The sequence below is a fragment of the Streptomyces sp. NPDC031426 genome (assembly GCF_055581585.1).
Map to the genome: position 1 here is coordinate 60,402 of NZ_JBVIJE010000003.1, position 24,333 is coordinate 84,734.

The following is a 24,333-nucleotide window of genomic DNA, read 5'->3' on the forward strand; positions in this document are numbered from 1 at the left end:
GACGGTCGTGGTGGGTCGCGGGTCCGTGAGGACGATGGTCGCCGCCGTTGGGTTCTCGGCCAGGTGGACTGGGCGCGCGATCACGGCGGGTACGCACACTTGGTGCAGGTTGACGGTCGTGGTGGGTCGCGGGTCCGTGAGGACGATGGTCGCCGCCGTTGGGTTCTCGGCCAGGTGGACTGGGCGCGCGATCACGGCGGGTACGCGCACCTGGTGCAGGTCGACGGTCGTGGTGGGTCGTGGGTCCGTGAGGACGATGGTCGCCGCCGTTGGGTTCTCGGCCAGGTGGACTGGGCGCGCGGCCACGGCGGGTACGCATACCGCTGAGACGGCGGCGTCCATTACTGGGATGACGGCCGCTGGGTCCAGGGCTGACCCTGGCCTCGCGCAACGCTTCGGCCGGGTCCGCGAGTCTTCGGCGCCATGCCGTTCCGGCAGGGCCCCGGCGCACTCCGTGTTCGACAGGGGACCAGGTCCGGGTTCCGACTTCTGACCACCTCGCGGTGCCGGCCGGGTCCACCGGGTCGGGGAGCCTGTCGGGTCCCCTCGGCGGACGAGGTGCGGGCGAGCCAGGTTCGCGCCTCGTCGTCGGACAGGATGCGGGTCAGCTTGGCCGTACCCGGGAGATGGGGAAAGAACCGGTCGGCGTTCCAACTGCGCCGGTAGAGCGGTTCGTCCAGCACGAGCAGGCGGTATCCCTCCACCACGGGGATGTCGGCGGGCAGCCCCTCGTTCCAGATCCGCTTCCCGTCAGGGGCGAGGAGTTCGAAGGCCCCGGTCGCGACGGCCTCGGTGCGTCCTCCGGCGGGCTCGGGGTCCGTGGCCAGGCGGACGCTCTCAGCCGAAGGGGCGGTGCCGGGCACGTGGCCGCCACCGACGAGCACGTGCGCGAGCAGCGTGTGCAACTGGAAGTTGTCCCCGATGCCGCTGATGCGCACCTCGAACCCGCTCCCGGTGGGCCGGTGCAGCACCATCAAGGGCTCGTCGTCCAGGACTGCCAGTGCGTAGGTCAGGCACTTGAGGTCATGCCGCTCCAGGGCCGCCAGCTCGCGGCAGGTGGGGAGGAGCGTGGATGCGTGCAGATGGCGTACGTCTGCGCTGCGGCACAGTACGGCCAGCGCGGGCGGCTGCCATTCCTCGACCGAGCACCAGGCCAGCGCCAACCGCGTGGCCTCGTGAGCGTCGTCGCCCAAGCGGGCCAGCAGCGCATCATCGATGATCTTCCCGTCGGGCTCCGGCAGTTCGTCCTCGGCTCCGCCGACAGCGGTCCAACGGCGGGCGAACTCCAGGGCGTCGAGCAGGTCCCGGTGGACTCCGCCGAGGACTGGCTCCGCGCAGGCCGCCGCATCGGCGCCGCTCTCGACACAGAAGCCGGCCGCCGAAGCCAGGAGCGGGCGCGGGCCGGTGGGCGGGAAGGAGGGGAGCAGTGCGGCCAACCGGGGTCCCGCCAGGACGAGTTCAATGTCCGTCGCCTGCCGCAGGCTCTTCAGCGCGGCGGTGAAGGCACGTTCGGTGCGGGCACCGTCGCGAGCGTCAACGGCCTGCTCCAGCTCGGATATGACGGTGTCGAGATCCGAGGTCTTCTGCTTCCTCTTGAAGATCACCGGTACACCTTAGTCCTCCGCGTTTGCAGTGGCCGTTCTGGCCATGTCCTGGCCAGAAATCGCATCGCGGCCTCTTCCATCGAGACCGGCGAGGCGACCTCTCACTCTCCCTCCAGCGGGTGCCAGGGGTCGTCGTGTTGCGGTGCGATGCGCGATGGCGTCGGCACCCGCAGGATGTGCAGAACCTGTGGTCCGACGCCGGGCTGCCGGGTGAAGTCGGTCTCCCCGCGCTGCAGGCTCCAGTCGTCACGGGCGCCGCTGTGCTGGGTGTAGAGGAGATCGCCGTCGGCGACACCGGTGATCACCGCTGCATGGTGGAAGGTGCCATCCGGCTTCTGCCAGAAGATGACGTCGCCGGGCCTGGCCTGGGACACCGGAATCTCCTGGGCGTGCACGGTTTGCGTGAGGTACCGGAACAGGTCCGGCGCGAACATCCAGCTCTGCGACCTCTCGTGGGCCGACATCCAGGGCAGGGCAGAGGGGGAGGAGTCATGCCACCAGTAGCTGGGCGTGTTGTCACCCGAGAGCGGCTGGAAGCCGGAGTGGCCCGGCCCTGTGGTCTGCGGCAGTCCTGCGGCGGCCAGCACGTCCGATACGAAGTTCGTGCAGTTGTCGTAGTTTTTGGGATCGTCTGATGTGTCGTTCGCGCGTTGATGCGCGATCTCGGCGATGCGGCGGTGGAAGTCGTCAGGGGGGACGTTGTTGGCGGAGGAGGTGTCGAAGAGGGAGCCGCCGCCCGCGAACCGGGTGGGCGACCCGGGTGCGCCGAGGAGAGGCGAGTCGTCACCGCGTGGGCCGGAGTCGGTTGTCATCGGCAGAGCTGCCGCCGTCTGGATCAGCGGCCCGGCGGTGGTATCGGTGGCAGCGGCGGCATCCGGTGCATCGGGAATCTGCCCGGTGCCCTGACGGTCCGTCTCCTCGATCGCCTGGATGACGGCCTGTGCCGCCTGTCCTATGCGGGACAGCGCCTGCCGCATGGCGGTCATCCGTTGCGTGAACTGTTGGCGCTCGCGGGCGAAGAGCTGCGCCGTCTGGCCTTGCCAACTGCCGGAGGACGACAGACGCTCAGCCAGGCTCTCCACACTCTTCGCCGCTACCTCGAAACGCGACACCGCCGCGGCGAACTCACGCGCACTGTTCGGGGCGCTTGCGCCTACCAGGACCTTCTCTGCCATTTCGCACCACCGTTCCGCTGAGTCACGCCCGCAGCGAGTGCCAGGTGTTCATGCCGGCGACGCCGTCCACGCGCAGGCCGTGGGCACGTTGGAACGGCTCCACCGCCGTGCGGCCCGTGTCCGCGATGTTCGCTGCCGACAAGCCGTCGTCCTCGCCTCCTTCCGTGCCGTTCCCCGGAGGGAGGCGAGGGCACGCGGTCGGCAGCTTCAGCCGCTGAAGCTGCCGATCTGCGCGGCACCCTGCGCGTCGGTGTTGTCGATGTTGGTGATGACCGTCTTCGCGCCCGTCGCCATCTTCTGCAGCGACTGCTCCATCAGGGCGGCCGCCTTGGCGAACGCCTGGAAGTCGGCGTCGAACTTCTGCGCCGACTTGCCCTGCCACTCGCTGGAGCTCGCCAACTTCTGCCCGGCCGAACGAACCTTGTTGACCTCCTGCGTGAAGGTCTGCACCGCCGAGAGGAACTGCTGCGCGTCGCTCTGCGCGTTCGCTCCGACCAGAACCTGAACCGCCATGGCGCTCTCCCTCTTCCTGTCGCCGGCCTCCCGAAGTCCGGTGCCGGTCGCCGTTGTCGATGGCTCGAAGGTAGGCGCAGGAGCGGTGCCGGCAGTAGCGTGCAGGGCGTCGGACGTATGCCGGACAGGGTGTGTGGTGCGAGGCACCACACACCCTGTCCGCCTGTCAGTCGTCAGGCACGGCGACCTGGACGGCGGTGAAGGAGCCGTCCGAGACGAGATATCCGCGCCCGGGCCGCATGGTGAGCGCGGGACGGCGCGGCAGGCCGACGCCCAGCAGGTCACCGTCGAGCGAGTCGGGCATCAGCAGCACCCCCGACCTGCTGCGCCGCACCGACGTCAGCCAGTGCATGCTGCTGCGCACCTCGCCGTCGTTGCGGGCCGCGGCGATGACGTGGATCCCGGGGTCCTGATGGGACGTCAGAGCAAGGAACACTCCGCTGAAGTCGTCGAACGCGTCCGCGTCGTCGATCAGCACCACAGGCGGCCGGTCGTTCTCCTGGACCAGAGCGGTGAGTTCCGTCAGGTCGGAGGCGAGTCGCACCGGGGCCGGCAGCCGGCGGACCGGTGACTCGCGTGGCGCGTAGGCGAAGACAGGGGCGTCCACGGCACCCCGCAGGCCGAGCGCGATGCTGGCCAGGAGTGTGCTTCGCCCGGAGCGGCGGGGACCGCAGATGAGCACGTGGTCGTGTTCGTGCACGGTCAGGTGAACCGGCTCCAGGCTCTCCTGCGCGACCCCGATGGGGATGGTCCACGGGTGCGCGTCGGCGCGCGCTCTCGCCTTCAGTCCCGCCAGCGGCACGGTCTGCGGCAGCACCTGGATGGCCGGAACATGGTGCGGCCCGGGCCAGGTGGCGCGTACCGCGGCCGCGGCTTCGGCGAGGTCCGCTCCCGGTGCCGCGACCTGCACGACCTGCCGCGTCGCCACGACGACGCCGCGTCCGGGGGCCGCCTCGGGCACCTCGCGCGCGGGCACGCCGAAGTGCCCGTAGTCCGAGACGTCGGCGAGCCGCAGGAGCACCTTCTGCGCCGTACGGCTCAGCCAGTTGCCCGGTATGCCGCCGGCCCGGTCGACGGTCCCGGCGAAAGCGATGCCGACGGCCGGGCCATCGGCGTAGACCTGCCCGAGCCGCCCCATCAGCTCGTCCAGCAGCAGGTCGTCCCCGGCCCCGGTGAGCAGTGCGCCGAGCCCGTCGACGGCCACCAGCCAGCGCGGGAAGTCCGCGCCGCCGCTGGCCTTGCGTCGCTCCAGTTCCTTGCCGAGCAGGCCGACCAGCCGCACCAGCCGCTCGCGGTCGGAGCTGCGGACATGGCCGCCGGTGTGCGGCAGCCGGGCCAGCGGGGCCAGGTCGCCCGCGCCGTGGTCGAGTACGTACAGGTGCAAGCGCTCAGGAGGCAGGACGCGCGCCCAGGCCAGCACCAGCGACGCCAGGGCTGTGGTGGTGCCCGAGCCGACCGCGCCGAAGACCAGGAGGTTACCGGCGTCCGGGTCCCAGCCCAGTGGTACCTGTCGCTGCCGGTCCGGATCGTCGGCGAGCACAAGGGCCGGCAGGCCCGCGGTGGGCGTCTGCAGGCCGGCCTCGGCGACGTCCAGGCCGGCGAGCGGGACGTGCCGCGGCAGCGGATCGGGCCATGGTCGGCGCGGTGCCGCGTACCCGCCTGCCGTGACGGCCGCGCGGGCCAGATCGACCAGGCGCCGCAAGTCGGTGGGGCCCGTCTCGGCATGTGACTCTTCGGTGCCCGGAGCGGTTGGCATACCGGGAGCGAAGACGAATGGGGCGACGCGGAGCCGCTCGCCTGCGGCCTCGGTCGCGGTGACGGTGGTCGCCAGAGCCGTCTGGACGGCCTCCACCTCGCCACCGGAGACCCGCCGGAAGGCCCGGCCCCACTGCCGCGGTCCGATCGCCGCCGCCGCGGGCGAGTCGATGACGGCGCGGGAGTCCTCTGGGGTCTCCACCCGCAGTGAGATCCGCAGCTTGACGTTGGCCTTGATGGCGTCGCTGACCGAACCGTCCGGCCGCTGCGTGGCCATCACCAGGTGGACGCCGAGCGCGCGGCCACGCTGAGCCACGTCCACCAGGGCGTCGACGAAGGCTGGCAGCGTCTTGACGAGCGTCGCGAACTCGTCGATCACCACCACCATGCGCGGCATGGGTTCCAGCTCCGGACGGCCGGTGTCCCGCAGCCGTTGGTACGTACGGAAGTCCGACACGCCGGCGGCCCGCAGCATCCGCTCGCGGTGCCGCAGCTCCGCCTCCAGGCAGCGCATCGCCCTGATGCTCAACTGCTCGTCCAGATCCGTGACCATGCCGACGACGTGCGGCAGGTCGGCGCACTTGTCGAGTCCGCCGCCGCCCTTGTAGTCGATGAGCACGAAGACCAGGTGGTCCGGGTCGTTCCCGACGGCCAGTCCGGTGACCAGGGTGCGCAGCAACTCGCTCTTGCCCGAGCCGGTGGTTCCCGCGATGAGCGCGTGCGGTCCGTCGTCGTCCAGGTCGATCTCGTACCGTCCGTCGTCGGTGACACCGAGCACGGTGCCTGCGCGCAGCGTGCGCGCCGCTGCCTGCCAGCGGTCCAGCAGAGCGCCGGCAGTCAGGTCCGGAAGGCCGAGCAGCGGCAGCAGAGGCGTGCGCGCGGGCAGGCCGGCCCCGGCCAACGCGATTTCGGGGTCCTCGAAGCGGGCCAGCGCCCGGGCGGTCGCGCGTGCGTGCGCCTCGCCGACGCCGGCGGTCAGCATGCTGCCGCGTCGCTCGCCGGTGGCCACGTGGCGCAGCTCCCCGGCGCCACCGGCGCGCACGCTCAGCACCACCTCGCACAGCGCCGGCAGCGGATCGGCGAGCACCACGGCCCGGGTGGCACCGGCCCGGCCGCCGATCAGGTCGCGCAACGGGCAGTTGCGGCCCTCCAGCAGGGCGGCGCCGTCGACGACCACCAGCAGCACACCGCGCTCGGCCTCGGGGAACGGATGGTGGGCCAGGAGATCGGCGGCGAGGCGGTCCGCTGCTGCGCGGCCGACCCCGATCAGCCGGCTCGTGCCCTCGGTCCGGTCGAACAGATGCGGCAGCCACTTCGTCCACTCCCACCGCGCCGACCAGGCCGAGTTGGTGAACACCGCGACCGCCAGGTCGGCCGGGCCCGCCGCCACCGCCGCCTGCAACAGCAGCGCCCGGGCCGCCGCGAGCGCGGCCTCCCGGTGTCCGTCGATCCCGAGCACCCGGGTCACGCCGAGATCCACGTGCACCGGGACGCGCGGCAGTTCCGCGTACCGGGCGAGCACCTCGGCGACTTCGGCGGGCAGTTCCCGGGCGCCGGAGGGCGGTTCGGCGAGCTGCGGCTGCCAGGGCTGGTCACCCACGCCGACCGCGAGCTTCAGGAAGTCCTCGGAACCCGCCCGCCGCTCCCACAGGGACGCGCCCGGTGCTTCGGCGCGGAACGCGACCTCGGCCGGATCGAGCCCCGCGGTCCTGCGGCGGGCGAGTTCCGCCCGATGCTCCCGTGCCACCTCGACCTCGAAGCGCTTCAGCGCGGCGAGGTAGGCACGATGCCCGCTGCGGCGTCCGGTCCGACCGCGCAGCCGCTCCTCGAACCCGGAGGCGAGGTACGCCAGCGGCGACAGCGCGGCGAACACGGCGAACCGCACGTCGTGGAAGAGCCACACCGTCAGGGCGGCCAGACCGATCGGTGCCAGAAGCGACGTGTACAGAAACGGCGAGCGCTGCCGACGCTCCGGCGCCTGGGGCACCGGCAACGGCACGGGTGCCGGCGGCGTCCTGCGGGCATGGCGGTGGAACGGTACGCGCCAGTCGTGCCGCACGCCGTGGACGGTGTCGACGCTCGCCCGTCGGTGTTCCTCCGGCGGGGTCACCACGCGCAGCACCGCGCCACCGCCGACACCGATCACGTCCTGCTCACCGACCGGCGTCGGTTCCGTGATCAACGTCCCGTTGACGTCGATGCCGTTACGGGAACCCTGGTCCGCCACCATGACCGGCCCGGCCGCCGCTACGGTGAGCACGCCGTGGCGACGGGAGACCGCGGGGTGATCGATCCGCACACCGCAGGCGGCGTCCCGGCCGACGGGCGTCTCGCCCGGGCGGAGGGGCAACCGACCGCCGGCGTCCGGACCGGCGATCACCCAGGCCTCACGTGCCGGCGGCTCGGGGCGGCTGTGCGCGACCGCGGTGGCCGGGCCTACGACCGACCCGGCCACCAGCCCGGAGGCGGGCAGCCCGACCGAGCCGGCCACCAGACGTCCGTCGATCACCAGGGCCACGGGCGGCTGCCCGAGCGCCTTCGCCAGGTCGCCGACCTCGGCGGTCGGGTCGGTGATCGTCAGGGCGTACTCGGTCCTGTGTCCGCCGCTGTCGAATACGAATTCCATGGGTGCCTACTCGGGGATCGGAAGCCGTAGTTCCACGGAGGTTCCTTCACCTGCGGCACTCTCGATCAGCACCGCACCGCCGACCTCGGTGAGCCGGCCGATGATCGACCGCCGCAGGCCGGTGCCGGCCGTCGGTTCGCCGTCGAAGCCGCGTCCCGCGTCGACGATCGTGAGCACGAGGCCGTGCGACCCGTGGTTGACGCGGAGGGTGGCGACATCCGTTCCCGCGTGTTTGACGACGTTGGTGAGGGCTTCACGGGTCGCCTCGACCAATGCCGACACGTGGGAGCGCGGCAGCCGGTCGTGCGGATTGCCGGCGGCGGCGAGCCCGGCGGTGTTGACCTCCACCCGCAGATGCTGCAGGGCGAAGGCGCGGGCCAGTGTCTCCAACTCGGCCACCAGATTGCCCGGTTCGCGCTCCCGGCCCGTCTCCACCAGGTCGCGCAGCCACGCCGCCTCCTCGGCGACCTGGCCGCGCACCCCCGTGTCGAACCGACGGTCACCGCGGGCCAGCATCTCCATGATCTGCAGGACCCGGTCGTGCAGGATCCGCTGATGCCGGTCGCGCTCCTGGGAGCGTGCCGCCTCCTCGGCGCAAGTGATCGCCGCCGCCGTCTGCCGGTCGAGTCCCCGTCCGGCCCTGCGAACGGCGCGCGCCGCCACCGCGGTCGGCAACGCGAAGGCGACTGCAGTCGTGCCCGCGGCGGCGCCGCCCCGCACACCGGCACCGGCGAGCCACCACACGAGCGGGCACACCGCCAGGGCCGTCCCCGCCGCGGTGCGCACCCATAAGGCCGCGAGCCGGCCGGCCGCCGTCACCCCCGTATCGGACATTGTCCGCTCTGTCCCGTTCCTCGCCCTTGTTCCGGCCCTTGTCCTGGCCCTTTTCCCGCAGTGTGTCTCAGGTGCGGCGCGCCGCCAGGGCGATCCTGGTCAGCTCCGCCTTGTTGCCTGCCTGCAGCTTGACGCGAATGCGCTCGACGTAGGTGTCGACCGTGGCCTTGGTGACGTTCATGCGCCTGGCGGCCTGGGCGTGGGTGAACCCGGCCGCGATCAGGTCCAGCGCCTCGCGTTCACGCGGCGACAGCAGGTCCGACGGGTCGTCGGGTACCGCCGGTGTCGCGGAGAGCGCGGCGGCCAGCACGTCCGCCAGCTGCGGCGAAAGCGAGAACCCGCCCGCCGCGACCGTCGCGAGGACCGCCAGCAGCGTCTCCTTGCCGGTGTCCTTGGTGACGTAGCCGCTCGCTCCGGACCGGACGACCGCCAGGACGTCGGCCGGGGCACGCGAGGCGGACATCACCAGAACCCGTGCCCAGGTGGCCATCTCGGAGACTGCCGGCGTCGACGGCCTGCCGTCCGCCAGGTACAGGTCGAGGACGACGACGTCGACCGAGCCGTCCCGGGGCACTGCGGCCGGGTCGTCCACCGAGGCCACCACGTCGAAGCCCGGACTGCTCGCCAGCAGTGCCGCGACACCTTCGCGCGTCACGGGATGATCATCGACAATCGCCACCCGTACATCCGCCACCGGACAATGGTCGCAGTGTGCTGATTTGCCGTCAACTCAACCTCCGGCGCAGGGGATTTCACGGGACATGGGGTCCTGGGCCAGGATGGGACCACAGTGCCGCGCGGAGCAGGGCGAGGGGGAATCATGGGCTCCGGACTGACCGATACCGACCTGGCAGTGCTCGGTGCGAGTCCGCTCACACCGGACGACCCGGCCAGAGTCGGGCGGTACCGGCTGGCCGCGCTGCTCGGCGCGGGCGGCATGGGGCGGGTGTACCTGGGGTGGGCGGACGGCCGTTTCGTAGCCGTGAAGGTGGTACGCCCCGAACTGGCGGGCAACGAGCAGTTCCGGCGCCGCTTCGCCCGCGAGCTCACGGCGCTCAGCCGGCTCGACGCCGCGTTCACCTCGGCCCTCGTGGACGCGGAACCCGACGCGAACCGGCCCTGGCTGGCGACGGAGTACGTGCCCGGGGTGCCGCTCGAGGACGCGGTCCGGACGGACGGGCCCCTGCCACCGACGGCGGCGTGGCGCCTGGCGGCCGGTGTGGCCACCGCGCTGGGGGCGATCCACACGGCGGGCATCGTCCACCGTGACCTCAAGCCGTCGAACGTGATCCTGGACCTCGACGGTCCGAAAGTGATCGACTTCGGCGTGGCCCACGCGGCCGATCTGAGCCAGGTGACGGTCACCGGGCAGCACGTCGGCACGCCCTGCTACATGGCGCCGGAACAGGCGCGGACGGGAGCCCTGGGTCCGCCGGCGGACATCTTCGCGCTCGGCGGGCTTCTGACCTTCGCCGTGACCGGCAAGCCGCCCTTCGGTGAGGGCACGGCCACCGAAGTCCTCTTCCGAGTCGTGCACGAGCCTCCCGATCTGACCGATCTGGCAGACGTCGACCGCGAGTTGCACGCGCTGGTCACACGCTGCCTGGAGAAGGATCCCGGACAACGCCCCGACGCCGCCGCCGTGGTCGCTGCGGCAGGGGCCACGCGCGCCACCGCTCCATGGCCGCAGCCCCTGCTGGCCCGCATCGAACGGCGCCGGGCGCTCACCTCACAAGCGCCGGCGGACGAACCGCAGTTACCGGGTGGCGGGCTCACCGGCGCCGACGACGCGGCCGGGTTGCCCCGCAAGGCGCCTGAGCGCGCCGCACGGCCTTCGCACCGGCGGCGCAACATCCTGGCGGCCGCGGCCGCAGTGGCCCTGGTGGCCTCGGCCGCCGTCACCGCCGGTGAGCTCGCTCGGCACAACGGACCGGCCGCCGGCGCCAGGGCCTCCGCGCGCAACTCCGGCGTCGCCCCGGCGGTGAGCTCGGCATCCGCAGGCCCGAGGTCCAGCGGGCCCGCCGCCGGCGGCACGTCATCGGGAGCCACGAGCGGCCACCCCGCGGATCCTGCCGGTGGCGCGAACGGCGCACCGCCGCCCGGCGTGACCGGCGGCCAGAACGGCCCCGGCGCACCACCGTCCGACGTGACCGGCGGTCAGAACGGCACCCACGCACCGCCTGGAGCCACCAGCCCAGCAGGGCAGGGCCCCGGCCCCACCTCGACGCACGCTCAACCAAAGGCCGGCTGGATCCCCGGGTCCGTCGCCTCGTCCAATGGCTGCGAGGCGTGGATGAACTACCGCCCGAGCGACGCCGGTGGATTCACCCAGGCCTTGCTGGAGTCCTGGGGCAACGACTGCAGAATGAACTACTTCCGCGGCCCGGAGTCGAGCAGCCAGAAATTCACCGACGCACGTGAGCAGCAGGGAGCGGGCACCCTCAATACCGACTTCTACTGGGACGGCCCCGGTGTCTACACCTGGGTGTGCGTATGGCGGGTCGGCGAGTACAAGCAGAACAGCTGCGGCGGCAAGTACTACGTGCAGGGTGGCACCTACCACACGGCGTGAACGCGGGCGCGCACTGCGGGTGCGGACAATTCATCGGGGTGGTCAGGCCAGTCGCGCACAGAGATCCCACAAGAACCGTCTCTACGGTGCCTCGGCGGATGTCGGCAACGAGGGGGAACACCGTGGATCGTTCACGTCGTCTGGGCGGACGCTACCGTCTGGAACACGTTCTGGGTCGCGGGGGGATGGCCGAGGTATGGCTGGCGTACGATCTGCTGCTGTTCCGCCAGGTCGCCGTGAAGGCGCTCCGGCCGGACCTGGCGGCCGATGCCGAACACTGGGTGCGTTTCCGCCGTGAGGTCGTCTCGACGGCCCTGCTGGGCCACCCGTCCGTCGTCGCCGTCTACGACGCGGGCGAGGACACGATCGACGGCCGCCTCGTCCCGTACCTCGTGATGGAGTACGTCAAGGGCACCACGTTGCTCCAATTCGTGCGCGAGGCACGGATCACCGGACCCGAGCACGCCCTGGAACTCACCGCCGGCGTGCTGGAGGCGCTCGATCACGCCCACCACCACGGCATCGTGCACCGGGACATCAAACCGGCGAACGTCATGCTCTCCCACGAGGGCAGCGTGAAGGTGACGGATTTCGGCATCGCCCGCTCGGTGGATCAGGCGGGTACGACCCTCACCCGCACCTCGGTGGTCGTGGGCACGGCCGAGTACCTTTCGCCGGAACAGGCCCGGGGCGAGCAGGTGGACGTCCGCACCGACCTGTACTCGACCGGCTGCCTGCTGTACGAGCTGCTCACCCGCCGCCCCCCGTTCACCGGTGACACCCCGTTGGCCGTGGCCATGAAGCACCTCTCGGAACCACCGGTGCCTCCCTCTGCCCACGTCCCGCAGCTGCCTGCCGCCTACGACACTCTGGTGCTGCGCGCGCTGGCCAAGGATCCTGCGGTTCGCTACCAGACCGCCGAAGAGATGCGCGACGCCATCGGGAAGGTACTGGCAGGCCGTGCCACGGCGGTGACCCCGCCCCTGCCCGTTCCACCCGCGACGGTCCGGCACACCCCACCGCCGCCGCCCCGGGATCCCCGGAAACAACGCCTTGTGCGCCGCGGGCGCATCCGCCGGCCGCTTCAGGCGATGGCGGTGCTGCTGGCGGCCGCCGTGGGCACCTACCTGATCATCGGATCCCACGCCCCTGCTCGTCCCCGGGTCGCGGCACCCTCGCTGATCGGCGAGACCATGACCGAAGCCCGGTCGAGTGCCCAGGCAGCCGGCGTACGCGTCCAGCCGATCCGACACCGGGAGTGCCCTCACCCCGGCACGCCCGTCGGCCGAGTATGCGAGCAGACACCTGGGCCCGGCAGCAAGGTGCCACGTCACGCCATCGTGCGGGTCATCCTGTCGCCCGGCACACCGCACCAGAGGTAGAGCGTCCCGCTTCCCTGGCGCATCGTCCGACTCCGTGAACCACCGGTGGAAAACCCTGTGGAAGCGGTGTCGGTGGTGCCGCTTATGCTGCACCGAACGATCACGCGGAACCTGGGGAGGGCGCGGCATGTTCGGCAAGCTGTTCGGCAGAGGTGGGGAGAGACCGGCGGCGGATCCGTACGCCCTTGCCGTCCCGCGCCGGAAGAAGAACGGGATGTACACGCTGCGCGCGCTCGGAGACTCGCGGGTGCTCGCGCTGGTCGAGGCGGCCGGCGCGGGTGACTGGGCGGCGGTCAAGGCGGCGCTGGCCCCCTTCGATCTCGGCCGCCAGGATCAGGTCCTCGGTGAGCTGGCCGACCTGGACGGTGTGCAGGAGTGGATCGGCCGGGCCGTCGAGGAGGACAAGGAGCACCGGGCGACCGCCCTGCTGATATCCGGGGCGCGCCACATCAACTGGGGCTGGGAGGCGCGCACCCGCGCGCGTGCCGCGGATGTCAAGCCGGAGCAGTGGCGGGTTTTCCACGAGCGGCTCCACATCGCCGAGGAGCGGCTGCTGGAGGCCGCCGAGCTGCGGCCGGAATGGGTCACACCATGGCGCCGCCTGCTCACTTCCGGCCGCGGCATGTCGCTGGGCCCCGCCGTCAACGAGACCCGGCTCGACGCCGCTCTGCGCCGCGACCCGCTGGACCTGGAGACCCACATCGAGTGGGTGTCGCAGTTGCAGCCCCGTTGGGGCGGCGAGCCCGGCGAGGCCCTGGCGTTCGCCCGTGAGGCCTTCGCGCGGGCACCCGATGGCCATCGCCTCGGCTGTGTGATCGCCATGGCACACATCGAGGACTGGGTCGAGTCCGACCGTAAGAACTGCCTCATCACCCCCGGCATCCAGGACGAGTTGCTGGAAACGGCCGAGCGCAGCATCCTCCACCCCGCCTACGTGCGTCGCCCGGGCTGGCAGCAGGACTTCAACATCTTCGCCATGGCCCTGTCCCTGGCCTCCGAACGCCTCGTGCTGCCGCGCGTCTTCCGCGAGTTGCAAGGCGCCTACACCTCGTGGCCCTGGAGGTACATGGCGAAGCCGGAAGAGATGTACGCCCGCGCCCGGCGCAACGCCTGAGCCCGCCACCCCACCCGCCGTCGCTCACCTCACCCCGGACTGCCCGATGACTCTCCCCGCGACCCCTTCGAGCCCGGCCGGCGCCGACCGCACCTTCCAGGTGGATCTGCGCGGCCTCGTCGATCTCCTCTCCCACCACCTCTACTCCAGCCCCCGCGTCTACCTGCGTGAACTCCTGCAGAACGCGGTGGACGCGCTGACCGCGCGGCACGGTCTCGAACCGGCCGCCCCCACCGGCGCCTTCGGTATCCGCCTGTACGCCGACGGCTCGGTCGTACGAGTCGAGGACGACGGCGTCGGTCTCACCGAGGCCGACGTGCACACCTTCCTCGCCACGATCGGCCGCAGCAGCAAGCGCGCCGAGCAGGTCGCCGAGCAACGCGCCGACTTCATCGGCCAGTTCGGCATCGGCCTGCTCTCCTGTTTCCTGGTCGCGGACGAGATCCATGTCCTGAGCCGCTGCGCCCGCACTGCCGACGCCCCCGCCGTGGAGTGGCGGGGACGCGGTGACGGCAGCTACTCCGTCCGCACCCTGCCCGCCTCCGCCCGCCCCGGCCCCGGCACCACCGTCACACTGACGCCGCGCGCCGACGCGGGCGAGTGGACCCGGCCGGCACAGGTGCACGCGCTGGCCCGGCACTTCGGCTCCCTGCTGCGCCATCCCGTGACCTTCGACGACGGCACGGGCGGCCCGGGCGCATCCGTCAACCCCGAGCCCGCACCCTGGGCGCGTGCGTACCCCACGCCCGGAGCACGCTCCCGCGCGCTGGCCGCGTACGGCGCGGAGGTGTTCGGGTTCACGCCGCTGGACACCATCGAGCTGGATCTGCCGGCCGTGGGCCTGAAGGGCATCGCGTGCGTGCTGCCGGAGGCGGTGCCGGCCGGGCGCCGCCACGGCCACCGCGTGCACGTCAAGGGCATGCTGCTGTCCGAGCAGGCCCAGGAGATCCTGCCCGAGTGGGCGTTCTTCGTCCGCTGTGTCGTCGATGCCGAGAGCCTGCGCCCGACGGCGTCCCGCGAGTCCCTGTACGAGGACGACACCCTCGCCGCCGTCCGTGACGCCCTCGCCGAACTGCTACGCGCCTGGATCGCCCGGACCGCCGCCGGCGACCCGGACCTCCTCGGCCGTTTCCTCCAGGCCCACCACCTGGCGGTGAAGTCGCTGGCGGTGCACGACGACGAGATCCTGCGGATGCTGCTGCCGTGGCTGCCGTTCGAGACCACCGACGGACACGCCACGCTGGACGAGTTCGCGCGCACCCACCGCACCGTGCTCGTGACCTCAAGCGTGGAGGAGTTCCGGCAGGTCGCGGCGATCGCCTCGGCCGCCGGGCTCGGCGTCGTCAACGGCGGCTACACCTACGACCGTGAACTGGTCCACCGGCTGCCGGAGATCAGGCCGGAGGTCAGCGTCGCAGACCTGGACCCGGCCACGCTCACCGCCCACCTCGACCCCGTCGACCGGGAGACGGAACTGGCCGCCGCGGCCTACCTCGCCCAGGCCCGCGACGCCCTCGCCGTCTTCGACTGCGACGTCGCGCTCCGCACCTTCCAGCCCGCCTCCGCCCCGGCCCTCCTCCTCGACAGCCGCGAGGCCCGGCACGAGCGCACCCGCTCCCAGCTCGCCCGCGAGCAGCAGGGCGGCCTGTGGGGCGACATCCTCGGCCACCTGCGGCAGGAGGCGCCGCGGGCCCAGCTGATCCTCAACCAGCTCAATCCGCTGGTCCGTACGGCCGTCACCATCGACGAACCCGAACTGGCCCGCACCAGCGCCGAAGCCCTCTACGGGCAGGCCGCGATGCTGTCCCGGCGCCCGCTCCGGCCCGCCGAATCGAGCCTCATCAACCGCTCCTTCCTCGACCTTCTCGCCCACGCCCTCCGCAAGGACAGCTGACGATGCCGACCGCACCCCAGAACACTGACGAGCTGTACCATGCGCTTCAGGAGAACGACCGGCGCCCCTACGGCCGTACCCGCACCGTCACGGCCGAGGAACTCGTGGACGCCGCCGAGCAGTTCGCGGAACCCGTCCCGCTCGTCCACGCACTCCTCGAACTCCAGGAGGCGTACACCTACGGCTCAGAACCCAGGAAGTCGCCCGTCGTCTTCGCCCGCCTGCTCACCCTCTTCGACGAGCAGCCCGACGTCTTCGACGAACGACTGCGCCACACGCTGTTCTGGCGGTTCAAGTGGGTGGCCCACGCCCTGCGCCAGCTGCCCGAGATTCCGCTGGCCAGCCTGCGCCAGTGGCTGACGGAGATGCGCGACCGGTACGAGAAGGCCGGACTCGGCCTCCAGCCCTACTACGGGCAGGCGTACCAACTCGCCGCACACGTCGGTGAGGACACCGACCTCGCCTTCGAGCTGTGGGCGGGCCGCACCCGCACCCGGCTCAGCGACTGCGAGGCCTGCGAGATCTGCGAGCGCGCCCGGTACCACCTCGCGGCGGGCGACGACGAGCGGGCCCTGCGCACCTGGGACCCCGTCCTGGCCGGGAAGGAGTCCTGCCAGGAGGAGCCCGCCCGCTCCATCTCGTACGCGCTGCTTCCCCTGCTGCGCACCGGCCGTACCGACCGGGCCCGCGAGCTGCACCTGGCCGGTTACCGCGGCTGCCGCCGCAACCCCTCGATGTCCGGGGAGGTCGGCCGGCACCTGGAGTTCTGCGCGCTGACCGGCAACGAGGCGCGCGGCCTGGAACTGCTCGCCGAGAACCGGAGCCTGTTCGACGACGTCGACTCGCCGCTGGACCTGCTCAGCTTCCTCACCGGCGTGGAGGTCCTCCTCCAGCGCGTCGAACTCCTCGGCCACGGCGAACTGCCCGCCGCCGGATGGGCGGGCCGCACCTGGACGGTGGCCGGCCTGCGCGCCGAGGTGCGTGGCCGCGCCGACGACCTCGCCGCCCGCTTCGACGCCCGCAACGGAACCACGGCCCACACCGACCGCCGCAGGGACCGCCTCGACCGCGCCCCCCTCCTGGACACACTGGAACTGACCCTGCGCACCCGCGGCCTCGACGAGGTGGCCCCGGCCACCCCGGCCGCCACCCCCGCCGCCCGCCCGGCCGCCACCGCCCCCGAGTCGCTGCCCGAACTCATCACCCGGGCACGGGAGTTGGACGAGGAGGGGCATCCGGACGAAGCGGGCTGCTGGGCACGGCTGCGCACGCTCGTCGCCGCCCCCGACTACGCCCACCCCGACGACCCGGCCGTGGGACCGCTCGTACGGCTGCGCGCGGACCTGCTGGCCGACGAGGCGGGCCGGGCGGGCGAGAAGGACCAGTTCGCCGCAGCCGCCGCCCGGTACGAAGAGGCCGCGAGCCTGTACGACGCGGCCGGAGCGCCGGGGCACGCGGTGCTCGCCCGCGCCTGCGCCCTGCTCGCCACGGGCGAGATCCCCACGGACGACGCAGCCGAGGCGAAGGCCGCCGCGCTGACCGCCGCCCACGCGGCCCTCGTCCGCCTGCACGAGGAGACGACCGGCCTCACCCCGTACCAGGAGGCCCGTCTGCTGCGGCTGCGGGCGACCGCGCTCGGCCTGCGTCTGCAGACGTCGCGGAGCGACGAGCACGTCGCGCCGGTCTTCGCCGAGGTGGACCTGCTGCTCGACTTCGCCACCCGGCACGACATCGCCGGACAGGTCTCCGGCGCGCTCTTGCTGCGGGCCAGTACGTACGCCCTCTCCGGCGATCTGCCCGCCGCGGCCACGGAGATCGACGCCCTCCTCGACCGGCTGAAGGCGCACGGCCCCGCCTGGCACCTGCCCCGCACGCTCGGCCTGCGCGCCCGGATCCAGCTCGGCCTCAGGGACGCGCAGGCCGCGCACGCGGACCTGACCGAGAGCCTGCGCCTGGCCGCCGACTGGCCGACCCACACGGTCGACACCGCCCGCCTCCACGGTGATCTGGCCCAGGCCTGCATGCACCTGGGCCGCCCCGACGAGGCGCTGCGGCACCTGACGCGCTCCGCGGAGCTGGAACTGCGCCACGGCAGCCGGACGGACGCGTTCTGCACCTACGGCAACGCCGCCCAGCTCAGCCTCGACCTGGGCCGCGTCGAGGACTGCATCGCTCTGCTCGACTCCGTCCTGGCCGAACCGGACGTCGCCGCCGGAGAGCTGGACGACCGGCTCGTCGCCCAGCTGCGCCTGACCCGCGCCCGCGCGCTGCACGCGGGGGAGGACCTCAAGGCCGCCACGGCGGAGTTCGCCGCCCTCGCGGCCGAGTCGGCCGGCTGGGACGACGACCCCGGGAGCCACGCCATGATCGCCGCGGAGACCGCCGTACTCCTCGCCGAGTCCGGCGAGTTCGGCCGGGCCCGCGAGGCCGCGGACCAGGCCCTCGCCGCCCACGCCCGGGCCCCGCGCTACGAGCAGCTCAGCAGCTGCCTGCGTGAACTCGCCCGCCTCCAGGCCCAGCAGCAGGGTCCCGAGGGCCTGGCCGACGCCTTCGCCTTCCTGGCCGACGCGGGCAGGATCGCAGACGAGGCCCGCGCTGCGGGGTACGAGGCCCGCGGCCGCTCCCTGGACCCTGCCCTGGCCTACGAACACGGACGGGTCAACGCCTACGGCCGTGAGTACGAGACCGCCCTGGCCGCCCTGGACAAGGCCCTCACCCTGCTCGGCGAACCGGGATCCGACGAGGACCACGCCGGCGAGTGGGCCGAATGCGTCCGCCTCGCGGGCGCCGTGGAGGGCATCTACCTGGAACGCCCCGCTCCCGCCCGCACCCGCCTCGACGCGGCGGTCGCCCGCCTCACCGCCCTGGGCCACACCGGGGAGACCGAGCCGCTGACCTCCCTGGCGGCCCGGCTGCGCGACGAGGGCTGATACGGCGGACCCGGTGCCGGGGCGACAGCCCGCCCCGGCGCCGGGCGCGCCGCCGGCCCTGTCCGTGTGCTTTCCGCCGAAGGGCTGTGACGGCCGCCCTGTCACACCGGTGTGTGTCATCCGGTCTTTTGTGGTGTCGAGCCACGAGCTGAGGCCTGCGCGGCCCGGAGACGCTTCCCGCCTGGTCGGACGGGACGCTGCCCCTGACCGGCGAACCGGGCGTCGGCCTGCCGCCTGCGCCGCCCCTGCCGCGACGTCACCTATTCAGGCTCCATCAGATCCTTCTTCCGTTCGGTGACGAGTTGGGGCTGCTCGGAGCCGAGCAGCACAGCGCACTGTCGGTGGCGCTGGGGTTCGGCGTCGGCCCGGTGGGTCAACTCGCGGCGCCGCAGCAGCGCGGCGCCGTGGCCGGAGCACGGCCGGGGCGCCCGCCCTGGGGGCTCAGCGCCTCGGTGCAGACGAAGACGGGCACAGGGCGGATGCCCCGTTCCAAGCGGCCGACGGCAACCGTCGAAGCATGCGCGGAGGCGGTCTTGGGCCATGTGGTGCAAGCTTCGAAGAGCAGGGCGGCACCTCGCCGGTGGGCGGCGGTGCCAGGTTCGCGGCACCTCGGCCCGCCCTGGACGGGATGACCTGTGCAGGGGTGATCATGAGTGTGAGGGATCCGAACGCCGGGCACGCGGCAGCTGCGGATCAGGGCGCCAGGGCGGCAGGCGCCGGCGTCGCCGACGGTGATGCGCCATTGACGGGATGCGCGGCGCTGGTGACGGGCGCGTCCAGCGGCATCGGTGCGGCCACGGCCTTGTCGCTGGCGCGGCAGGGCGCCGCCGTGGCAGTGGTGGCCCGCCGTACGGGGCGGCTGGAGGACCTGGCCGCGGTGATCCGTGATCGGGGTGGCTCGTGCAGGGTCCTCACCGCTGACCTCGAAGCCGTGGCGCAGGCACGTCGGGCCGTCGAGGACGCCGTGGAGTGCTTCACGCGGTTGGACGTGCTCGTGAACAACGCCGGTTACGTGGCCATGGGCACCATCGAGGAGGGTGACCCGGCCCAGTGGGAGCGGATGGTCGATCTCAACTTCAACGCGGTCCTGCACCTGTCGCAGGCGGCCTTGCCCCATCTGCTCCGCGCGGCGGCCGACGGCCCGCGCGGGGTCGCTGATCTCGTGAATGTCAGCTCGGTCGGAGGCCGGGTGGTGCGCAGGAACAACGGTGTCTATTCGGCGACCAAGCACGCGGTGGGCGCGTTCAGCGAGGCCCTGCGTCAGGAGGTGACGGGAAGGGGCATCCGGGTGGGGCTGGTCGAGCCGGGTATGACGGTGACGGAGATGGCGACGGGCCCCGGGGCCGCTGCCGCCCGTGGCCTGCCGCAGAACGCCTGGCTGGATGCCGAGGACATCGCTCGCGCCATCACCTTCATGATCACTCAGCCCCCGCATGTGGCGGTCAACGAGATCATGGTCCGCCCCACGGCCCAGGAACACTGACCGTCGGCTGAAGTCCGGTCCGGCAGGTGGAACTGCCCTCGTGCGGCCACGACCGTTTCCTCAGCGGGCAACTCACCCATCAGTAGCCAGAGTTGCCCCGCGGGCCGGCGGCGAGGGAGAGGCCGGCGCACGTGGCCCCTTGGTGGCCGGGGAGGGTGCGTTGCCGTACGAGGGGTGTTGACGGGCCACGGTGACACCTTAAGATCCCTGCTGCTCGAAGTACCGATCATCGATCGATATGTCGAACAAAGGAATGAGCCGCATGCCTTCAGAAGCCGGAGTGCCCCGCAGAACCGTCCTCACCGTCCTGGGCGCCGCCTCCCTCGCCGGGACCTTCGCCGCCGCTCCCGCCCGGGCCGCCCAGCTCGTCGGCACCACCGCAAGCGCCACCGGCGCGGACCTCCCCGCCGCAGCCGCCCACTGGACCTTCGACGAGGGCTCCGGCACCTCGGCCGCCGACTCCTCCGGAAACGGTCGTACCGCGACGCTCCAGGGGGCGGCCGGCTGGGACACCGGCAAGGTCGGAACCCACAGCCTGAACCTCAAGGCGGGCGGCAACGCCATGGCGTCCGGGCCGGCCCTCGACACCTCCAAGGCGTTCTCGGTGGGCGCCTGGGTCAACCTCGCTCAACTCGGCGGCTACCAGACCGCCGTCAGCATCGACGGCAAGGTCGTCAGCTCCTTCTACCTCGGGCTGCGCGACGACACCGGCACCTTCGCCTTCGCCCGGCTGGCCTCGGACGCCACCCAGAGTGCCGCGGTGGCGGCCGCCGCCTCCGCGCCCACCACCGACACCTGGACCCACCTGGTCGGCGTCAGCGATCCGACCGCCGGCGTCATCCGCCTCTACGTCAACGGCGTACTGGAGGGGGAGACCGCCTACACCGCGGGCTGGGCCGGCAGCGGCGACACCGCCGTCGGCCGTGCCCTCTACGGCGGTGGCCACGTCGATCAGTGGCACGGCTTGATCGACGACGTGTGGATGTTCCCGACCGCCCTCACCTCCGACCAGGTGGCGGCGCTGGCCGGGGTCCCGGTCGAGACCACGACGCCGCTGCTGAGCGTGGACGTCGGCAACCCGGCGCACGCCGTGTCGCCCATCCTCCCCGGTTTGATGTTCGAGGACATCAACCACTCCGGCGAGGGCGGCATCTACGCCGAACTGGTGCAGAACCGCTCGATGATGGCCAGTGACACCACGCCCGTCCACTGGTCCGCCGTCGGTGGAACGACCCTCGCACTCGACACCGCCACCCCGCTCAACGCGGCGCTCAACCGTTCCCTCAAGGTCGTACTGCCGAGCGGCACCGGGACCGGAAACCGGGCCGGCGTCGCCAACGACGGCTTCTGGGGCATACCCGTGCGGCCCCGAACCACCTACACCGCCCGGCTGTTCGCCAAGGCGTCGCGACGCATCGGCCCGCTCACGGTGGCCATCGAGTCGGCGGACGGAGCGACGGTGTACGCGTCCGCCCGCCTGCCCCACATCGGCACCGCCTTCCCTGACCGCCCGTTCGAGCTGACCCTGCGCACCGGTTCGCGCACCCCCGTGACCGGTGACGCCAGGCTGACCGTCACCACGGCCGACCCCGCCGCCGCGGGCGAGACCCTGTGGCTCCAGCACGTGTCCCTCTTCCCGCCCACCTACAACAACCGGCCCAACGGCCTGCGCGTCGACCTGATGGAGAAACTGGTCGCCCTGAAGCCGAAGTTCCTGCGCTTCCCCGGCGGCAACTTCCTCGAGGGCAACACCATCGCGACACGGTTCAACTGGAAGAACACCATCGGCCCGGTGTGGGAGCGCCCCGGCCACCAGGACGACGCCTGGGGCTACTGGTCCACGGACGGCCTCGGACTCCTCGAATACCTGCAATGGGTCGAGGACATGCACGCCCAGCCGGTCCTCGCCGTCTACGCCGGCTACTCGCTCAAGGGCGAACACGTCACCGGCGACGCCCTCAAGCCGTTCGTCCAGGACGCACTCGACGAGATCGAGTACGTCACCGGTCCCGTCACCAGCACCTGGGGCGCACGACGGGCCGCCGACGGGCATCCGGAGCCGTTCCCGCTGGAGTTCGTGGAGATCGGCAACGAGGACTGGTTCGACTCCTCGGGGTCGTACGACGAGCGGTTCGCGGCCTTCTACGACGCGATCAAGGCGAAGTACCCGCAGCTGAAGCTGATCGCCACGACGTCCGTGACGAGCCGCACCCCCGACCTGATCGACGAGCACTACTACCTCGCGCCGTCCGCCGCCCAGGCCTCCACCCACAAGTACGACAACCGGGACCGGAATTCGACGAAGGTGTTCGTCGGAGAGTGGGCCGCGCAGGAGGGCCGCCCCACCCCCGACCTCAACGCGGCGCTCGGCGACGCCGCCTGGCTGGCCGGTCTGATCCGCAACTCGGACCAGGTCCTCATGGAGTGCTACGCGCCGCTGTTCTCGCACGTCAAGAACAACGTCTGGGCCACCAACCTGATCGCATACGACAACCTGACCAGCTATGTGTCGCCCAGCTACTGGGCACAGCACATGCTGACGAGCAGGCTCGGCGACACCGTGCTGCCGGCCACCGCACGTGCGCTGCCCGGCCTCGCCACCGTGGCCACCCGCTCCGGAAACCGCCTCTACCTCGCGGTCGTCAACTGCGGCACGGAGAAGCTGAACCTGCCGGTCGAACTGAAGGGGCTGGCCAAGGGCGTCAGGAGGCAGGCCACCGCGACCGTCCTGACCGGCCCCTCGCGCACCACCACCAACACGCTGACGGCACCGGACACACTGGTGCCCAGGACGAGCACCGTCTCCGGCGCGGCAGCATCCTTCACCAGCACCGTGCCGCCGCTCTCGGTCACCGTGCTGGAACTGGTCCTGACCTGATCGCTCACGGTCCGACGCGCTGCTTCCCGGCGCACGCCGGTTCCGGAAGCAGCGCTCGCCCCGAGCCACCCCGACCCTGCCGTCAGCGGCCGACTTGTCCCTCGGACAGCCGATACGGCGCCACGGAAGCGAGGGCCTCGACCTCCTGGTCGGGGCCCTCGTCGTGCCGTCAGCCGCGCCGCCGGGCTTGTCCTGCCGTGCTGCCGACCCATGTCCTCACCCGGATGGCCGAACCGCCGGGCAGGCCCTCTCCCTGCCGACGACGGCGTGCGGCGGACCGGGTCGCAGCACCGCCACCGCTCTTGGGGGGCTGCTTTCGGCGGGTGATCTTGGCGCGGGCCTCGCAGGATGGTCCCGGCTGCTCAGCCGCGGGAGGACGGCGGCCGGGCGGCCGCTGAACGCCGCCCGACCCCCATATGCAGGGAGCAGCCCACAGATGGCGACGACGCAGACCTTGATACCGGCGCTCGAGGATGCCCACCACGCCCATGCCGAGGCACGCAACCGACTGCGAGCGGACGCGGCCGTCGCGCCGCCCGGCTCGCACCGGCAGCTGCTCGAGCGCCAGGCCGACGACATGCAGCAGCGGGTGCACCGCATCGAACGCCATGTCCGCGGACTGCGGCCCCGCGGCCTGCTCGAGGACGCGACCGACATGGCGCGGTTCGCCGCCCGCACCACCTGGAAAACGGCCACACTCCCGCTGACCATCGGGCAGAAGACCGTGACCGGGGTGATGCGCGGCCGCGGGCCGGCCGACGAGCGGCAGCTGCTGAGGAACACCGAGGACGAGTACGCGGCCGCTGCCCGCGCCCTCGCCGCCACCCGGGCCGGTGAGGTTCTCGCCGACCAGGCCCAGGACCGCGCCACCCTCGACCTGCTCCGGGAACTCCGCGACCAGGACCAGGAGCTGCTGGCCCTGCTCGAGGACAGCCTTGCCCGGCAGGCCCGATCCATGGCCGCCGGGAGCGACGGCTTCCGCGTGGAACCGACGGCCGACGGCGGCCTCGCCCATGCGGTCACCCGCACGCTGCGGGCCGTCGCCGACCGGATGCGCCACGCCGCACGAGCCGGACAGCATCCCGGCGGCGACGAGGAGCCGGCGGAAGAGAAACCGGAAACGATCTCCGCGGCCGAGCAGATCCAGGGAGCGGCCAGCAGCGAGGAGAGCCTGCCCATCGTCGGCTTCAGCCAGCTCAGCGTCGAGGAGATCGAGCGGCGCCTCCTCGGGCTGTCCGAGACCGAGCTGCGCGTTCTCGAGGGATACGAGCGCACGCACGCACACCGCAAGGGTGTCCTCGAGGCCATCGATCGGTTGAGCTCCAGCCGGTTCTGACCACTGCCACGGCCACAGGAGGTTGTGAACCGGGCGGCGAGAAGAGCGGGCGGCCGGCTGGTGTGGCGAAGGTGCCGGCCGCCCGGGCGCTGCCTGTCCTCGGCCTCGGGGGAGAGGATCGGCGTTCCGTCTTCCACCGTGCACGAGAACAGCGGTACCGGCGAGCCGGACTCGGCTACTGAGGTGATCCTCGCGAAACGCGGGCCTCCTGCCGGAAGCGCTTTCCGGCGTGCGCGA

General features: G+C 72.2%; 16 protein-coding genes. 8 read left to right on the forward strand and 8 right to left on the reverse strand.

Annotated elements, in window-relative coordinates; genetic code table 11:
* The 8 genes from ACZ5NH_RS05760 to ACZ5NH_RS05795 form a co-directional block, all read right to left on the reverse strand.
* The coding region (locus ACZ5NH_RS05760) for a hypothetical protein (protein ID WP_468773137.1) at window positions 1–306 on the reverse strand (306 nt) is incomplete at its 3' end.
* Between the two features lie 35 nt (window positions 307–341).
* Window positions 342–1,604: a hypothetical protein gene (locus tag ACZ5NH_RS05765; RefSeq protein WP_468773138.1), complete on the reverse strand. Its 1,263-nt coding sequence runs from the start codon at window positions 1,602–1,604 to the stop codon at window positions 342–344.
* 101 nt (window positions 1,605–1,705) lie between these two features.
* Window positions 1,706–2,779, reverse strand: a complete 1,074-nt coding sequence (locus tag ACZ5NH_RS05770; RefSeq protein ID WP_468773139.1) for an amidase domain-containing protein — start codon at window positions 2,777–2,779, stop codon at window positions 1,706–1,708.
* Between the two features lie 22 nt (window positions 2,780–2,801).
* The gene (locus tag ACZ5NH_RS05775) at window positions 2,802–2,921 is read right to left on the reverse strand and encodes a peptidoglycan-binding domain-containing protein (protein ID WP_468773140.1); all 120 of its coding nucleotides are present in this window, start codon (window positions 2,919–2,921) and stop codon (window positions 2,802–2,804) included.
* Between the two features lie 65 nt (window positions 2,922–2,986).
* Window positions 2,987–3,292: a WXG100 family type VII secretion target gene (locus tag ACZ5NH_RS05780; RefSeq protein ID WP_388627111.1), complete on the reverse strand. Its 306-nt coding sequence runs from the start codon at window positions 3,290–3,292 to the stop codon at window positions 2,987–2,989.
* A gap of 166 nt (window positions 3,293–3,458) precedes the next feature.
* The gene (locus ACZ5NH_RS05785) at window positions 3,459–7,673 is read right to left on the reverse strand and encodes an FtsK/SpoIIIE domain-containing protein (RefSeq protein ID WP_468773141.1); all 4,215 of its coding nucleotides are present in this window, start codon (window positions 7,671–7,673) and stop codon (window positions 3,459–3,461) included.
* Window positions 7,674–7,679: 6 nt separating this feature from the next.
* Window positions 7,680–8,507: a sensor histidine kinase gene (locus ACZ5NH_RS05790; protein ID WP_468773142.1), complete on the reverse strand. Its 828-nt coding sequence runs from the start codon at window positions 8,505–8,507 to the stop codon at window positions 7,680–7,682.
* A gap of 67 nt (window positions 8,508–8,574) precedes the next feature.
* Window positions 8,575–9,201 (reverse strand): LuxR C-terminal-related transcriptional regulator, encoded by a 627-nt coding sequence (locus ACZ5NH_RS05795; RefSeq protein WP_468773143.1) that lies wholly within the window; start codon window positions 9,199–9,201, stop codon window positions 8,575–8,577.
* A gap of 126 nt (window positions 9,202–9,327) precedes the next feature.
* On the opposite strand from ACZ5NH_RS05795, the gene ACZ5NH_RS05800 reads away from it, so the two are divergent.
* The 8 genes from ACZ5NH_RS05800 to ACZ5NH_RS05835 all read left to right on the forward strand — a co-directional run bounded on the left by ACZ5NH_RS05800 (window position 9,328) and on the right by ACZ5NH_RS05835 (window position 24,096).
* Entirely contained in the window at window positions 9,328–11,079 is a 1,752-nt protein-coding gene (locus ACZ5NH_RS05800) for a serine/threonine protein kinase (RefSeq protein ID WP_468773144.1), read from the forward strand.
* A 98-nt stretch (window positions 11,080–11,177) separates the two neighbouring features.
* A complete protein-coding gene (locus ACZ5NH_RS05805) occupies window positions 11,178–12,461 on the forward strand; it encodes a protein kinase domain-containing protein (RefSeq protein WP_468773145.1) in 1,284 nt (427 codons plus the stop codon).
* 127 nt (window positions 12,462–12,588) lie between these two features.
* Window positions 12,589–13,575, forward strand: a complete 987-nt coding sequence (locus ACZ5NH_RS05810; RefSeq protein WP_468773146.1) for a hypothetical protein — start codon at window positions 12,589–12,591, stop codon at window positions 13,573–13,575.
* Between the two features lie 46 nt (window positions 13,576–13,621).
* Window positions 13,622–15,469: an HSP90 family protein gene (locus ACZ5NH_RS05815; protein ID WP_468773147.1), complete on the forward strand. Its 1,848-nt coding sequence runs from the start codon at window positions 13,622–13,624 to the stop codon at window positions 15,467–15,469.
* A 2-nt stretch (window positions 15,470–15,471) separates the two neighbouring features.
* Entirely contained in the window at window positions 15,472–18,399 is a 2,928-nt protein-coding gene (locus tag ACZ5NH_RS05820) for a tetratricopeptide repeat protein (RefSeq protein WP_468773148.1), read from the forward strand.
* Between the two features lie 649 nt (window positions 18,400–19,048).
* Window positions 19,049–19,882, forward strand: a complete 834-nt coding sequence (locus tag ACZ5NH_RS05825; RefSeq protein WP_468773149.1) for an SDR family oxidoreductase — start codon at window positions 19,049–19,051, stop codon at window positions 19,880–19,882.
* Between the two features lie 262 nt (window positions 19,883–20,144).
* The gene (locus ACZ5NH_RS05830) at window positions 20,145–22,760 is read left to right on the forward strand and encodes a LamG-like jellyroll fold domain-containing protein (RefSeq protein WP_468773150.1); all 2,616 of its coding nucleotides are present in this window, start codon (window positions 20,145–20,147) and stop codon (window positions 22,758–22,760) included.
* Between the two features lie 436 nt (window positions 22,761–23,196).
* A complete protein-coding gene (locus ACZ5NH_RS05835; protein ID WP_468773151.1) occupies window positions 23,197–24,096 on the forward strand; it encodes a hypothetical protein in 900 nt (299 codons plus the stop codon).
* The last annotated feature ends 237 nt before the right edge of the window (window positions 24,097–24,333 follow it).